The 15,099-nt window shown below is 50.6% G+C and carries 10 protein-coding genes and 1 riboswitch; of the genes, 5 read left to right on the forward strand and 5 right to left on the reverse strand.

Annotated elements, in window-relative coordinates; translation table 11 throughout:
- Positions 1-291 precede the first annotated feature (291 nt).
- The 4 genes from FOI68_RS14715 to FOI68_RS14730 are packed head-to-tail and all read right to left on the reverse strand — an operon-like array spanning position 292 to position 5,896.
- Positions 292-2,328, reverse strand: coding sequence for a methyl-accepting chemotaxis protein (locus tag FOI68_RS14715; protein ID WP_143863620.1), 2,037 nt, complete (start codon positions 2,326-2,328; stop codon positions 292-294).
- 40 nt (positions 2,329-2,368) lie between these two features.
- Positions 2,369-3,532 (reverse strand): MFS transporter, encoded by a 1,164-nt coding sequence (locus tag FOI68_RS14720; protein ID WP_051967802.1) that lies wholly within the window; start codon positions 3,530-3,532, stop codon positions 2,369-2,371.
- 26 nt (positions 3,533-3,558) lie between these two features.
- Positions 3,559-4,650, reverse strand: a complete 1,092-nt coding sequence (locus FOI68_RS14725; protein WP_143863621.1) for a citrate synthase/methylcitrate synthase — start codon at positions 4,648-4,650, stop codon at positions 3,559-3,561.
- 49 nt (positions 4,651-4,699) lie between these two features.
- Positions 4,700-5,896, reverse strand: a complete 1,197-nt coding sequence (locus tag FOI68_RS14730; RefSeq protein WP_035295364.1) for an acyl-CoA dehydrogenase family protein — start codon at positions 5,894-5,896, stop codon at positions 4,700-4,702.
- A 169-nt stretch (positions 5,897-6,065) separates the two neighbouring features.
- A riboswitch (cyclic di-GMP riboswitch) is annotated at positions 6,066-6,151 on the reverse strand.
- A gap of 469 nt (positions 6,152-6,620) precedes the next feature.
- On the opposite strand from FOI68_RS14730, the gene FOI68_RS14735 reads away from it, so the two are divergent.
- The 4 genes from FOI68_RS14735 to FOI68_RS14750 all read left to right on the forward strand — a co-directional run bounded on the left by FOI68_RS14735 (position 6,621) and on the right by FOI68_RS14750 (position 12,621).
- Entirely contained in the window at positions 6,621-7,586 is a 966-nt protein-coding gene (locus tag FOI68_RS14735) for a helix-turn-helix transcriptional regulator (RefSeq protein ID WP_143863622.1), read from the forward strand.
- A 614-nt stretch (positions 7,587-8,200) separates the two neighbouring features.
- Positions 8,201-10,414: an McrB family protein gene (locus tag FOI68_RS14740; protein ID WP_035295362.1), complete on the forward strand. Its 2,214-nt coding sequence runs from the start codon at positions 8,201-8,203 to the stop codon at positions 10,412-10,414.
- A gap of 118 nt (positions 10,415-10,532) precedes the next feature.
- Positions 10,533-11,642 carry an McrC family protein gene (locus FOI68_RS14745; RefSeq protein WP_185973962.1) on the forward strand — a complete coding sequence of 370 codons (1,110 nt, stop codon included), beginning with the start codon at positions 10,533-10,535 and terminating at the stop codon, positions 11,640-11,642.
- Positions 11,643-11,754: 112 nt separating this feature from the next.
- Positions 11,755-12,621, forward strand: a complete 867-nt coding sequence (locus FOI68_RS14750) for a hypothetical protein (protein WP_035295360.1) — start codon at positions 11,755-11,757, stop codon at positions 12,619-12,621.
- 244 nt (positions 12,622-12,865) lie between these two features.
- On the opposite strand, the gene FOI68_RS14755 is transcribed toward FOI68_RS14750, so the two are convergent.
- Positions 12,866-13,579, reverse strand: a complete 714-nt coding sequence (locus FOI68_RS14755) for a DUF421 domain-containing protein (RefSeq protein WP_143863623.1) — start codon at positions 13,577-13,579, stop codon at positions 12,866-12,868.
- A gap of 390 nt (positions 13,580-13,969) precedes the next feature.
- Here FOI68_RS14755 and FOI68_RS14760 point away from each other — a divergent pair, with 390 nt between their 5' ends.
- On the forward strand, positions 13,970-14,974 hold the full coding sequence (locus FOI68_RS14760; RefSeq protein ID WP_035295358.1) for a LacI family DNA-binding transcriptional regulator: 1,005 nt from the start codon (positions 13,970-13,972) through the stop codon (positions 14,972-14,974).
- Positions 14,975-15,099: the final 125 nt, after the last annotated feature.

The following is a 15,099-nucleotide window of genomic DNA, read 5'->3' on the forward strand; positions in this document are numbered from 1 at the left end:
TTCCTTTCCACCGGGACCTCAGCAGCTAAGGATTGGATTGTTGCGGTGGCCTCTGGCCAGAACAACTCCCCCCGGTTCACCGAAGCCATGATTGGGAAAGTACGCAAATCGAATCGGCAGGTCCGTTACCGTTTGACCTCCATACAGGCCTTGTTCTTCCCAGAACCTCCGTGAAGTGTCGGAGCGTCGCGGCCCGGGAATAAGCGACAACCGGATGGTTTTCCGTTATCGTTAAACAGAAGAAAAAGTGCACTCCCGCATATTCTGGAGTGCACTCATAACGTCCCGATATCAGATTTTGAACCGGCCAACCAATTCTTTTAACCTTTCCGACATGTTGCTGAGGTAAGCCGCCGACGCCGTCACCTCTTGAACGGAAGCAAGCTGCTCTTGCGCTGCCGCCGACAGCTCCTGCGAATAGACGAACGACTGCTCCGAAACCTCATTCACCGATTCGATCGATTTAGACACCTGTTCGGTGTAGGCTGCCATATGTCTTGAAGCCGAGGCGACCTCTTCAATCTGGCTTACAACCGTTTGTACGGAAGATTGAATCGCCTCAAAGGACTGACCCGCGAGAAGGACCATGTCCATCCCGTCTTGAACCTCTTTCGTGGCGGTTTCCATCGCTTCGGAGGTTTGCCTGATTTCATTGCGAATCGCCAGCAGATCTTCCTCGATTTGCTTGGAAGAGACAGCCGACTGCTCAGCCAACTTCCGCACTTCGGAGGCTACCACGGCAAAGCCGCGTCCCTGCTCTCCCGCTCTGGCCGCTTCAATCGCGGCATTCAGGGCGAGCAATTTGGTCTGGGAAGAGATATCGCCGATGATCCCGATAATTTCCGTTACCTTTTGCGACCTGCTGCCCAATTCCCGGACGGATTCCGACAATCTGTTCACCGTTTGTTGGATCGAGTTCATCTGCTGCGAAACGGATTGAAGGACTGTATACCCTTCCAACGCTTTGTCAGAAGAAAATTTCGAGCTCTCCGAAGCCGAGGCGACATTGGCCATAATTTGCTGCGAACTGGACAAAATTTCGGCGATCGCTTTCGTGCTTTCTTCCACCGACCGGACCTGCTTCTCGGAACCGGCTGCAAGCGTCTGCGCTGCCTCCGCGATTTGCTCGGATACCTTGTTGTTTTGCTGCGAGTTGGCCGACAGCTGGGAGGAGGAGTCGGCAAGCTGGGTGGCGTTGTCGCGAACGTCTTTAATAATAGAATGGAGCGAATCTGCCATTTGGTTGAAGCTCATGGCCGTTTTGCCGATCTCGTCTTCCCGTGTGATTTCCACGCGTTCCGTCAAGTCGCCTTGGCTGATTTTTCCCGATGCTTCCACCAATTTGTTCAGCGGCCTGATGATCGACATGATAATGAAATAAATCGTGATCGCCCCGATTAGCAGCGCCACGGCGACAACAAGCAGGGTGCGGTTCAGAATTGGTTTGGCCAAGTCCGAAATTTCGCTGGTCGACATGTTCCCGGCCACTTTCCAGCCGGTGATCGGATTCGTCGTATAAATCATTTTCTTAGGTTCGCCCTGGAAGATGTATTCGTAAGAGCCGGAAGCGTTCGGTTCACGGTACATCACTTCGTTATGCGGCGCCGTTGGCGTACCGATCTTGTTCGTAGGGTGCAGCAAAAATTGTTTGTTCTTCGTGTAAATGACGATGTAACCCTTCTGCCCGATTTGGACATCTTTCACAAGGTTACGAAGCTCCTCCAGATTGATGTTAAAGCCGACGACAGCCGACTGCCCGGGTACCGCTTTGGCTGCCGTGATCACCAACTCGCCGCCGCTTATCGGGTCGGCATAAGGATCGGTCAGAATGACCGTATCTTTATTCGCCGCCTCTTTATACCAGGGCATTTCCCTGGCGTTAAAGTTGGCGGGGATTTTGGCATCCTTCGAGCCGTGGATGTACGTCCCGTTGTCCATAGCGATGAAAGGCATGCTCGCGCCGGGATGATCGTTCAGAAATTGCTGTAAAAATGCCTGCCAATTCTGGTTCGCATTTTGCTTCATTCTGTCAGCGATTTGCTTGGATAGCGAGTCGAGTTCCTTCTGTCTCGTATCCATCCAATTGTTGATGTATCGGTTGGTTAAAGACACGTTTTCCGTAGCGCTGTCCATCAGCAGCTTCTCGATTTGCGATTGCGATTTGTCGTAGGTCAGCCATCCGATGACAATCCCCGGAATCAACAAGATGAGGAAGGAGAACAGAAACAGTTTGCCGCGTACGCTGGCGAACGAGGACAGGATGCTTTTCCATTTCCAAGATTTGAAGGAGGATGGCTTGGGGTTCCTTTCTACTTTTTTACGTATCATCGATGCATACACTCTCCAACTGTAATCTTTAACTAATAACTCAAGTTTGCGTTGTGTTTGCGGGATGGGTTATCTTCTTTTTTCCTGCCAGGAAATAATTGCTGAGCAGGGCAAGTACAATGATGCATGTCGTAGTCGCGACCAAACCGTCCCATGCGTAACGTGACCATAATAATCCCGGGATGTAAGCGCCGAGACTTCCGCCGACATAGAAGAAGAACAGATACAGGGAAGAGGCGGCGCCCCTGGACCCATTCGCGACATCGGTCACGTAGGCTGTCGTAGCGGACTGGGACGCGAAATTTCCAAACGCGAGAATAGACGCGCCGGCCAGCAGAGCAGGTAACGATGGATGAAGCGTAAGCAGGATGCCTGACGCCCCGATCAGATGCCCGAAGGCCATGGTCGCTCTCCGGCCGATGCGGTCGGAGAAGTACCCCGCCAGCGGAGCGGAAAAGATGCCGAACAGGTAAGTAAAATAAAGCAACGAAATTTGTGTTGCATTGAGATGAAAGGAAGCGCCGGAAGCATAGAAGGGCAGATACGTGAAAAAGCCGATAAAAGCGAAAAACTGCGAAAAGCCGATCAAAAAAGTGCCGATCAGCGCCGGATTGCGGAAATGCGCCAGAAACCCGCCGATTGCCCTGTTGGTTTGATTCTGGGAGGCGGGCAAATACCGCCATACGAGAACGGTGACCAATAGGGAAAAGAACCCGGTAGCGATAAAGACGGCATGCCACGAGAACGCTTCGGCGATCGGTCCGGCAATGACACGGCCGACCAACCCGCCGGCTACGGTGGCGCTGACGTAGGCGCCGAGCGCACGGCCGCGCCGGTCGGCCGGAAATTCTTCGGACACGTAGGCGACCAGCACGGCAGTCACTCCGGGGATGCACAAGCCGTGCACGACCCGCCAGACCAAAATCCAGGTGAAGGAGTCCGTTATGGCCAGCATGGCGCTCGGAACAATCAGCAGCAGGCAAAAAATCCCGATCGCTTTCTTGCGGTCCCACCGATCAAACAGCGGCGCCAGCGCGAGCGATGAAACCGCGAGCGCGATGATCGTCAGGGAGATCGTCAAGCTGGCTGTTGCGATCGAGATGCCGTACTTATCGGACAGCCACGGCAGCAGCGGCTGAGGCGCGTACAACAAGATGAACACGTTCATGGTGGCCAAAAACATAATGATTTGTCGGCGTGCCATTGATCGGCCTCCTTTTCCCCAAAAAGTTATTCAGAAGGCAATCGTCCGATGTAAGCGGAATCCGGATACACCAAACGGCCTTGGGAGGCTTCAATGATATGCGCGCACCAGCCTACCGACCGCGTTAAAGCAAAGGTCGGCGTGAACAGCTCCGGTTCGAAGCCGATCGCATTCATGACGGCAGCCGCATAATACTCCACATTGGTATACAGCTTTTGGTGAGGTTTATATACGGCCAGCAGATCCTGGGCTGTTTGCTCCACGTGCACGGCCAGATCGAGCCAGGCATCACTGCCTGACAATTCGGTGGCGATGAGCCTTAAAGCTTCGGATCGCGGGTCTTTCGTTTTGTACACGCGGTGTCCGAAGCCCGGCAATCTTCCTCCGCTTTCCAAGCGCCGCTTGATCCACGGCTCAGCGTTATCTTTCGTGCCGATGTCTTTCAGCATGTCCAGCACCAAGGAAGGGGCTCCGCCATGAAGCGGTCCTTTCAAAGCGCCGATGGCTCCGGTGATCGCGGAAACGAGATCCGAACGGGTCGAGGCGATCACGCGGGCGGTAAAGGTGGAGCTGTTCATCCCGTGATCCATCAGCAGGTTCAAATAAGCTTCCAGCGCCTGAACATGGACGGGGGACGGCTCCGTACCCCTCAGCATGTATAAATAGTTAGCGGTATGCCCGAGGTCGGGCCGGGGAGCAACAGGCTCCAGGCCCTTGAGCCGACGGTAGCAATAAGCGATGATCACGGGCAGCTTTATGATGACGGAGGTGGCTTGCTGCAAAGTAGGCGGATATTCCGGGCTATCGATGCTCAGCGCGGAGACAGCGGTACGCAGCATGCTCATCAAGTCGTGCGTTTCGGAAAGGGCGTCGATGACGTTTCGGACGGAAGCGGGGAGCTCCCGTGCGGACGCCCACTTTTCCAGCGTGTCCTTGCGCTCGTCTACGTCCGGCAGATTTCCGTGCAGGAGAAGATAAGCGACCTCCTCGAAGCTTTTATCGCGGGCCAGATCCCTGGCGTGAAATCCCCGGTACACCAGGTTCCCCTTCTCTGCGTCTACAAGGCTGACCGCGGTTTTGGCGACAACGACATTCTCAAGTCCTTCATTCACAGTCATGGTTCGCTCTCCTGTCTATATCGATGTCCGTTTTATATGGTAAGGCAGGTTATGGCACCATATTGAGGACGCGCAGTGGTTGTTCTTCCCGAGCGCGCCCCAGCATCGCATCGTAGATTTCCCTGCCCATCAAATCCCGGCCAATTAACGATTTCAGCACGTCCGTGCTGCCGTCGGCTATCATCAGGCCGCGCACGTCGCGTAGTTTCTGCTCAAGGCCGTATTCCTTGACGTAGCCCCGGGCGCCATGGATCTGCAGCATGTCGTCGATCGCCTTGTAGGCCGTGGTCGTCGAATACCATTTGGCCATCGAGGCTTCCATTGTATTGGAATGACCGCGGTCCAAAACGTCCAGCGCCTTCAGGCTGAGCAGACTTGCCGTTTCCAGAAGGGTCGCGTGCTCGGCGATTTTGTGCATGACGGACTGAAACCGGCCGATCGGACCGCCGAAGGCCATCCGTTCTTTGGCATACTGCACGCCTTGCTCCAGTGCCTTTCTGGCCGCTCCGACGCAGATGATTCCCATCAGTACCCGCCAATAGCCGAAGTGTTGGTTAAATATCCGGAAGCCTTCCCCTTCCAGACCCAATCGGTTCTCCGCCGGAATCACGACATCGTGAAGCCGGAAGCCGCCATAGGACCAACCTTTCATTCCCATCGGCTCCAGGGCGTATTTCTCGATATTGGGATCGTTCATATCGACAAGGAAGGCGGTCAAGCCTTTCGTTCCGGAACCGTGCTTCGTTTGAGCGAAGACGACGAATACGCCGGCCTCCTCCACACGGCTTACCCATTCCTTGCAGCCCGACAATATGTAATTCGCTCCATCTTTACGAGCGAACGTTTCGATAGCGGCCAGGTCGGAACCGCAGTTCGGTTCCGTCAAACCGACGCCCACCAGTAAATCTCCTTTTATGAGTGAAGGCAAATACCTGCTTTTTTGCTCATGAGTTCCGAATTTGGCGATCATGTTGCCGTGTCCGGCGCCGATGACTTCGCGGGTGTTGACTCCGAATTTGCCGCATTCCTCGTAAAGAAGTCCCATTGTAACGGCGCTCAAACCTTCGCCTCCGTATTCCTTCGGAACATCCAGGCCAATTAGTCCCTGTTTGCCGGACGCTTGGCGAATCTGCCAAGGCAGCTGCTCGCTCTCGCTTTTTAAAGCATTTTCTACATCCAAGTCGATCATGAATTGTCTGACCTTTTCAATCCACATCATTTGGTCTTTTGTCCACTCAAAATTCATAGTACTCCCTCCGATTTTCTGTGTTTTTTAATGTGGAATAAACTGTACGCCAAATGAGTTTGACTTATTTGATTTCGCTGAACCTCCTACATTTCACATTTTGAAAATAAAAAAGCCCCCTTTTGCAAAAAAGGGCAGCCGAAAATAGAGCATGTGATATAGAACTAATTCCGGCAGCCCGGCGATCATGGTCGTTATGACTTTAGACCCGTAGCTTTGCGTCCTAACCTTTCGGTTAGTTTGCCCTTAACGTAAATTTTTCCTTTTTGCTAGTTCGATTGTAACGCATTTTCAAAAATTATCATAGACCATTTGCATAAATTTTTATTAACTTATCGTTGGTTTGGAAAGAAGGACAAACGATGTATCACTTCCATTGTCCTAACTTCAGCGGTGAAATCTCAGCAACAAATTATACTCATTTTCAATAAAGGTGGGCATTTTAATTTTTAGCACAACATGTTCCGCAAACTTTCTTCAGTAACGATTGCATTAGAGCTGCTGCTTGGAGCCACAGTCAGTTATCAACCCCAAGAAGCAGTCACTTATGACAGTCAAATAGCTAAATTTAGGCCTGGAGTAGGTACTAATAGAAGCGGTAACCCGCTTCGGTGATCTCGCACGGTGTAAAAAGCCAAAACAAAATGATCATGCAATGATAGGTTTCAGACTTTTTGACACGAATGGTTAGAGGGATGACTTTTCCGATGTTGGGGTGAACACCATGGACTTGATTCAACGCCTTTTTTTCATCCTAACCACCATTCAACAAAGTCCAGGCATTACCGCGCCGGAACTTGCCAACCTGGCCGGCACTTCCGTTCGGAGCATATATCGCGACATTAGGCGGTTGGATGACTGTGGCATTCAAATCATGCGGGAAGGAAACAAAGGGTATTATCTCATCGACAAGTACGTTCAGACACCGGGGAAGCTGGGGACGGAAGAATACCTCGCGATTTCTCTCTACCCGATACTCTCAGGCCAAACGAAACTGAAAGGGCATCCGTTTCAGCGATCGTTCCAATCGGCAATGGACAAAATTCTAACACGCTTTCAAGTGAATGATCAGCTGCTGCAGATCAGTAAACGCATTCGGATTCATACGGAACAGTCCAACCCGGAGCAGGATCTGATCATACAGCGAATCATTGAGGCCATCATCCAGGAAGTGACGATCACGTGCGAATACTACACGATGTACCGGGACGATCTGACAAGACGGATGATTGATCCATATTACCTCGTGCCTCGGGGCGGTTACTTGTATCTGATCGGATATTGCCATGAGCGCGAGGAGATTCGGACGTTCCGGCTAAACCGATTCCGGTCCATCGCACTGACGAACAAGAAGTTTTTTATTGAAGATGACTTCGACATTGACCGCTATCTGGATAAAGTGTGGGGAATCAAGGCCGAAACAGACGAAGTCACGTTCAAGGTCCGCTTTTCCAGCAAAGTTGCCCGTTACATCAAGGAACATCACTATGACTCCCCGCCACAATTCATCGACGAACAGGATGGTTCCTTGCTGCTGATTGTAACGACACGCGGGGCTGAAGAGTTCTTGCGCTGGATGAAGCAGTACGGAAACGATGCCGAATTGGTGGAGCCGCAGGAATACCGCATGCAATTGCTTGAGGAATACAGAGAATTGGCTCGTACATACAGTGAGACCGTTCACGTCTAAAAAAGGATGGGAAGGGGAATTGTGGGCTGTCTTGACGAGTGAACGATCGACAACAGGCTGGCGCCGGTCGCGAGCGCATGTGCGACACACCCCCTCCTTTTCGAGAAGGGGACAGACTGAAGACAAACCGATTGTATCGAAGGAGAAGCATGTTTCCAGGCAGAGGACTTGTGAGCCCTACCGAGCGGAGCAGCGATTTGCGGGAAAAAGGAGCGCCACCTCTGAATGGGCTGCGTAGCGATGCGGCTTTGGCGATCCCCCGCAAATCGGTGCGGAGCGTGCAGTCTATGCTTCCTTGCTGTGGCGAGCACGGAGCGGATGCCGGAAACGTGCTTCTCCCCTCAGCAGTCACTTTGTCTGCACACTGCCCCCTCCTTTTCGATGAGGGGATTTTCTTGGTGAAAACGTATGTTTCCGTGACAGGATTTGTCACGGTGGCGTTTATGATAGAGGTATCCATGCAGAAAAAATTGACAACGGTGGGACGAGAGCGCTATCTGTTCAGTCTATCGAATCAAGAATGGAAACCCGGTGGCAGGAACCGAGATCGATTTAGCGGAAGAGGATCAATGTAATCATCATCTACATGAACAGCAGGAGAAGGAGAGGCAAGCATGACATTGCATGAACTCATGGAAAAGGCGAAACAGTACACGGTATCCGACGAACAGCTCCAATCCGATCAAGCGGGGCGTGACAGTTTTCTGGCCCGATTTCCCTTGGAACGTTTGGAGTCGATGAAGATCGAGGAATATGCCCGCAGCAACTCAAAGGATACATTTGTCTACTGGCTGGAAAGAAAACAGATTCTGGCAGGTATCGGAGGGGGCAACTCTTCCAAGTTCGGAATTTATTGCGGAAAAGACGGCCGCTACTACAAGGGGGTCGGGAACAAGAAGACATTGCTGGAAGGGGACGAATTGACCCGGGAATTTGAAGGGGTGAAGAAAAAGATCGTATCCGTCATTCGCCTGGCGAAGGAGAACCGGATTGACGAGATAGACACCACCGATTCCCTTGTGTGGGACATGGTCTTGTTGAAGCTGTTGAACATATACGTACCTGAACGTTTCTTCAATATCTATTCAAAGGCTGTCCTGGTCCCGATCGCGAGGGATTTACAGCTGGATGAGGAACTGCCGTTACGTGAAACGAACATCATTGTGATCAACGCCAAGATCCGAAAAAAACTGCAGGAGCTGGAACCTTTTTCTTCGTGGGACGTGCTGACCCTGGGGCGATTTCTCTGGGATCATTATCACGTGGATCAAGCGGAACGCTATTGGCTGGTGGGTTACTCATACGGCGACATCAACCATTCCCAGACGTTCATCGATAAAGGGATCATTGCAACCAACTATCTGTCCCGTGATTTTAGCAAAGAGCTGGAAAACGAACCGGAACAATTGCAGCAGCTGATTGACGCTGAACATGCGGAAGACAAGGAGAAAAAAGCGGTAAAAGCCTTTTTCAACATCCGGAAAGGCGACCGTGTTGCGCTGAAAGCAACCTATACCAAAAACGGGCAGTCCATGCTGAGAATTCGGGCGATCGGCATTGTACGGGAAGATCCGGTAGATGGTTATCAATATGACGATGAATTGGGACATACCCTGCCCGTTGAATGGACGCTTGAAGAGCGGGAGTTGCCTGGTCTTGGCAGCTACAGACGCACGATTGAGCAGGTAAAAAAAGATGAGCACATCCGCATGATCTTTCAAACCGAGGAAGAAAGCAGCCCTGCACAGAGCAAGCGTGTGAACCGGCCGTTTGGAGACAGAAACATCATCCTATATGGTCCGCCTGGCACCGGCAAGACCTATCATATTGTGAATAAGGCGCTTGAGATTGTCGATGCTGAAGTGTACGAAGAATTGAGTAAGCTGGGCAATCGAAGCAAGATGAAGGATGCTTTCAACCAATTGATTCAGAAGAACCAAATCTTTTTTACAACGTTCCATCAGTCGTACGCTTACGAAGATTTTGTGGAAGGATTGCGTTCGGATGGCAATGGCAACTTTGTTCCTGATGACGGGGTGTTGAAACGAGCAGCCATCGAAGCATTATACAGCGGACTCAAACAGGAGGGGAAAAAGGAGACCACGTACGAAGAGCGTAAGCGAGTTGTGCAGGCGGCGCTGCAAAATGGAACTCCGTTTTCGTTTGAACATGCGGAACGTTTTATCGTCGTGATCGATGAGATTAACCGCGGCAATATATCCAAGATTTTTGGGGAGTTAATCACCCTTTTGGAGGAGGACAAGCGGGTACATGAGGAAAATCAAACGATTGTCACGTTGCCGTATTCACGGGAGAAATTTGTACTCCCTCCCAATCTCTATCTGATTGGGACAATGAATACCGCCGATCGTTCCATTGCCCTTCTCGATACGGCTCTGCGCAGGCGTTTTTCTTTCGAAGAAATGATGCCCAAACCGGAATTGTTGGAAAATCTTTTGGACGAAGTGCAGCTTGACTCCCTGTTGCGTGTCATGAACGAAAGAATCAGCTATCTGCTTGACCGGGATCATACGATAGGTCACGCCTTTTTCATCGGGATTCGAACCCTGGATGATTTGCACCGCGTGTTTAAAAAGAAAATCATTCCCTTGCTGCAGGAGTACTTTTACGATGATTGGGAAAAGATCGGCCTGGTATTGGGGGGAATCGGCAAGAGTGAACATGATCCGTATATCGTCTACCAGAAGAGCATTGACGCGCAGAAGTTGTTTGGAGATGCTTATGTCATGAGTGGAAGCGGCAAATCTCGGCAATTTTTCATCAAAAAGGACATCGCGGTAGAGGATTACCGGTCGATTTATGAATAGCGTCATTACCGTTCGTGAATCATTCGATTGGCTGGTGGCCCGTCCCGGCAGTTCGTTTACGGAAAGGGATTTGCACGAACTGCTTCTGTATCTGGACGAGCATTATCCGGATACAGACATGGTCGAAATCGGATGGGGCAAGGTCAGATTTATCAATTATGTCGGGACGATCCAACTTTCGCAGGTTCAGATCGACATCATCCCGAAGCTGCATGTAGATGCCTTGCGAGGGAGAGCTGCACTGGTCAACATGTTGACGGCAGCCGGATATGTCCCGTACCTGATTGGGTCAACATCCTTGCTGCAGGTGGCTGAATGGGATATTCTCGAGTTTATCGCCTGGGCGTTCGTTCGGGAATTGCACGATCAGATTGTGCGCGGAGCGGCAGCCGACTATCAGTTGATGGAGGAGAACATTGGCAAAGTGAAGGGGAAGATACTCACAGTTCCCCATCTTCGAAACAATTTTGCGAATCCGACGAAAGTATACTGCGGGTTTCATGAGCGGACAATCGATATTCCGCTGAACCGGCTGTTCAAATGCGCGTTGGAATACCTCCGGAAAAAAATCCGGACCAGGGAGCTGTTGCAGCAGGTGAAGCATGCTTTGAGCTTTTTTGATGAAGTGGCTCCCATTTTTACGGTTGATTCAAAGCTGCTCGACTCTATCACATTTGACAGGCAGAATAGACGTTTTGAAGGAGCGTACGAACTCGCCAAGCTGATTCTTTCCCGCATGTCTGTCCTGAATCGCAGCGGTTCTCAGGCGTCCTGCTCCATCTTGTTCGAGGTCAACAGGTTGTACGAAACCTACATTGGCAAGGCGATGAGATCACTGGTGACAGATGGACGGCGCTCCGTTTATCTCCAGCATGACCAGGTCAGACTTCTGAAAAATGAGGATACAGAAACGTACAACATTCCATTGATTCCCGATATTGTTGTGGGAGAGATGGCGGAAGACGGGAGCGAAAGATGGACGACGATCATTGATACCAAGTGGAAGCTTCCTCACTATCAGCAGGACGATTTGTATCAGATGTACGCGTATGTAACGGCCTATCCCGATGCGCAGCAGGCCATTCTCTTGTATCCACGTTCGGCAGAGGCCGTCGAACAAAAGAACTGGTCTGTTCCCTTCGCTCCCCAGAAAAAAATCCTCGTCCGTACGGTCAGAGTGGACACGTATGAGAATACGCTCGAGGATTTGCAAGCCTTGATTGGTTGAAAGCGAACTATGTTCATACTGTCAGCAGAACTTTTGTTCGCTGACAGTTTCTGTCTGTCGTTACGGTAAAATCTTTCCCAGAGAAGAAAATGGGGCGGAAGGAGACTCAACCATGGAGATTATCGACTTCTCATCAGAAAAGAACAAGCATGCGATCAAAAAGGGAGTCTTGCGCAGGCTGCCGGATTGTTACGAGTACTGTTTTCTTCCAGACTACGAAATGAAATATGACTCATTTCAAAGCCAGAGCATTCAAATGCTGGAATTCTTCTTCACGTTGTTGGAGCTGAAAAACAAAACATTGTTCGTCTCGGTGCAGTTTCCCTTGTATTATGATACGGACCGGATCCGGGAATTCCTGGAGTACTATACGTTCAGTTACGATGAGAAAGATGAAAAGGGCTATTATGTGAAAAATGCGCTGGAGATCGTTGAAGGTAAGCTATTCAAGGGAAAACCATTGGTCATTGGCCGGCGTGGAAGGAAGAAACTCTATTATGATGTGTCTGCCTTTCTCGAAGTGACGGCGCACTATAACCAATACCACCAGATCGTCCATACGGGACAGGCTGAAATCGTTGACATGGTCGCGAAGAAGCCCGTCATCTTCCTGAATGGAAGACGTATGAATGCAGTGCCGCGGATAGATTTCGATCCCGCCAAAGATTTCATACTTTCCAATGGACAGTTTATTGTCGCCGACTACATGGACGACTACTGCGGTACCATCGGATTTTACAGGAAAACCGATCCCGTCATTCCGGTCAGCTATTACCTGGACAGTGACGCTCCTGTCTACATCCAGCTCGATGAAGGGGCGGACGGCAGTAAAATGTGCGTAGTGGAGCAAAAATATAATCTTGATTCCCTGATCAAAAAGGAAAGAAATCGAATAAGACAGGCCGGAGAAGATGAGGATTCGGATGTTTGTGACAAGGATGACATATTGGATAGAGAGTATCCGATTCCGGAACAATAAAAAATAGGAAAGCGGACTTGCTACCAATCTCTTTACACAGGGTTACGACCAGTCGATACCACTGTGTAAAGGAGTTGATATGGCACGCAATCCACAAACGGGTCGAAGGGAAATGTTGTTTTACCTGCCTGACCCGGAAGCGGGGGCGAATGGTTCCGGCCAGCCGGCCCAACAAGGTTGGCGCAGACATCCGTGACCGTATGCCGGTGATCTTGAGGCAGGAGGCCTATCGCTTGGCAGATTCTTATTCCTGATCGATCGGTTGGCTAATGTGATCTTCGAATGGATCAATATATAAAGATCCATTCGAACTTTTTACGGCATAATTAATCTTCTCGATGGAGAGCCCTCGCTTTCTCACTTGCGATAGGAGCCATTCTTTTGTAATCCCGTTATCTTTCAAGTTGTCCTCAATGATTTGGCCGTCCATGATCAGTTCAATTGGGAAATGTTGCCTTATGTTGGGTTTCAGTTTTAAGTCTTTTCGTGTTACCGGTAGGTATTTCGGTTTTCGAAGTACGGAAATTTTTCCATTCAGTTCAAGTACGGCATATTGAACTTCTTCAAGGTTGAAAATATTTTTTTCCCGTAATTCCTGATTTAGCGTATCTAATGTCAGTTTCAATTTTCGCATGTTATTCTCCAAGATTTTTCCGTCTTGGATGAGAACCGTTGGCTGACCTGAAAACCATTTACGGAGCGTTCGGTTTTTCAGTGCTAGATACATGAGGAAATACGCAATGCCGCTGAAAGTGAGCAATGCGGTGATCAACTCCGAAACACTCGTTTGCTTGTTAAATGTCAAATTGGCTGTTATCGCGCCCAATGTAATCGTAGCTACAAAATCGTGATACGTCAGTTGGGCAACCGTCGGTTTTCCAAGCGTACGAGCAATGACCATCATAATAGCAAATGCAAGAACAGATCGAAGAACGATGTCAAAGATATGTGAGTCCATTTCACACCGCCATCATTCGTTATTGTAAACCATTACTATTTTTATCCGTATTTTTTGTTTTCAATCGAAGAGAAGCATGTCGATTTACGAATGGATGGAGTGGATTCCCAGGATTCCCCCCATCCTTCGTCAAGGGATTCAGGGATTCGACAAGAGCCGGAGCGAATCCGTTACCAGGGTTCTATGCGTATGTGGGTAGTCCATCTGCGCATGGCGGAAACTGTGGCAAAAATCCCGCCGATGACCGTCACCATTCCCCGAAAATTGGGATCATTCCCCCAAAATCCAATTGCGAAACAAAAAGGGACCCTGTAAACTGAAGACAGAAAGGAGAGCAAGCGCTTTCCCTATTTTCGAATCGCCAAAGAATGATACGAAAGTGGATGAGAAATGAAGACAACCATTTATGACGTTGCGGAGAAAGCGGGCGTGTCCATATCCACGGTTTCCCGCGTGATCAATAATACCGGCCGGATCAGCGCGAAGACGAAGAAACGGGTCCTGGAAGTGATTGAGCAGTTGGGCTACCAGCCCAGCGTGGTCGCATCCGCGTTGACGGGAAAGCGTACGCGTACGATCGGCCTCATCATCCCGGACGTTGCCAATCCCTTTTTTGCCGCGGTCGCGCGGAGGGTGGAGGACCGGGGAAGGGAACTGGGCTTTAACCTGTTGATGTGCAACACGGACAACAACCCGGAAACGGAAGACATGTACCTGTCCTTGTTGAAGCAGAAAAGCGTCGACGGCATCATCATCGGCACCACCACGAGAAATCATCGCGTCTTGAAGGAGCTGTTGCAGGAGAATCTGCCGGTGGCGCTGATTGCGCAGGACATCCCGGAATTGACGATCGACGTGGTATCCGTCGACGATTATCTGGGGGGGTATCAGGCCGCCTCCCATCTGGTTTCGCTGGGGCACAAACGGATTGCCATCTTGCTGGGAAACATGAATCGAACAAGTGATAAATATCGACTGCAGGCGTTTCGGCAGGTGCTGGAGGACAACGGCTTGGAGCTGGAGGAAGACCTGGTGATCCGGACGGATTATTCGCTGGAGGACGGGAAGCGGGCAGCGCGGGAACTGCTGACGTCACCCAAACGGCCGACAGCGATTTTTGCTTGTTTTGACTTCCTGGCCATTGGCGTCTACCAGGCAGCCAAGGAACTGGGGCTGCACATCCCTGACGATGTGTCCGTTGTCGGATTCGACAACACGATATTGGCGTCCATCGTAGATCCGCCGCTGACGACCATCGCCCAGCCGATTGACGAGATGGGACGTCAGGTGATGGATTTGCTGGTACGTGAAATCGAGGGGGAAAAAAAGACGAAGCAGCGTGTCATTTTACCGCCCGAACTGATCATTCGCCAGTCCACGAAGGCCATACCGTAGACGGGCCGGCGGTTTTCCGAAAGCATCACGATCCTGACGGACACACGCGCTCTGCCTCTCCTCACGAACGTGCAGGGGATGGCAGAGCGCTTTTTTTGTCACAGATGCGCAAGTTCCATTACTTT

Source organism: Brevibacillus sp. LEMMJ03 (assembly GCF_007197875.1).
In the GTDB taxonomy this organism is placed as follows: Bacteria; Bacillota; Bacilli; order Brevibacillales; family Brevibacillaceae; genus Brevibacillus; species Brevibacillus thermoruber.

What these genes read in the sequence shown, in the direction of transcription:
- FOI68_RS14715 (WP_143863620.1), bottom strand. Translation starts at nt 2,328, where the DNA reads ATGATACGTAAAAAAGTAGAAAGGAACCCCAAGCCATCCTCCTTCAAA.
- FOI68_RS14720 (WP_051967802.1), bottom strand. Translation starts at nt 3,532, where the DNA reads ATGGCACGCCGACAAATCATTATGTTTTTGGCCACCATGAACGTGTTC.
- FOI68_RS14725 (WP_143863621.1), bottom strand. Translation starts at nt 4,650, where the DNA reads ATGACTGTGAATGAAGGACTTGAGAATGTCGTTGTCGCCAAAACCGCG.
- FOI68_RS14730 (WP_035295364.1), bottom strand. Translation starts at nt 5,896, where the DNA reads ATGAATTTTGAGTGGACAAAAGACCAAATGATGTGGATTGAAAAGGTC.
- FOI68_RS14735 (WP_143863622.1), top strand. Translation starts at nt 6,621, where the DNA reads ATGGACTTGATTCAACGCCTTTTTTTCATCCTAACCACCATTCAACAA.
- FOI68_RS14740 (WP_035295362.1), top strand. Translation starts at nt 8,201, where the DNA reads ATGACATTGCATGAACTCATGGAAAAGGCGAAACAGTACACGGTATCC.
- FOI68_RS14745 (WP_185973962.1), top strand. Translation starts at nt 10,533, where the DNA reads ATGGTCGAAATCGGATGGGGCAAGGTCAGATTTATCAATTATGTCGGG.
- FOI68_RS14750 (WP_035295360.1), top strand. Translation starts at nt 11,755, where the DNA reads ATGGAGATTATCGACTTCTCATCAGAAAAGAACAAGCATGCGATCAAA.
- FOI68_RS14755 (WP_143863623.1), bottom strand. Translation starts at nt 13,579, where the DNA reads ATGGACTCACATATCTTTGACATCGTTCTTCGATCTGTTCTTGCATTT.
- FOI68_RS14760 (WP_035295358.1), top strand. Translation starts at nt 13,970, where the DNA reads ATGAAGACAACCATTTATGACGTTGCGGAGAAAGCGGGCGTGTCCATA.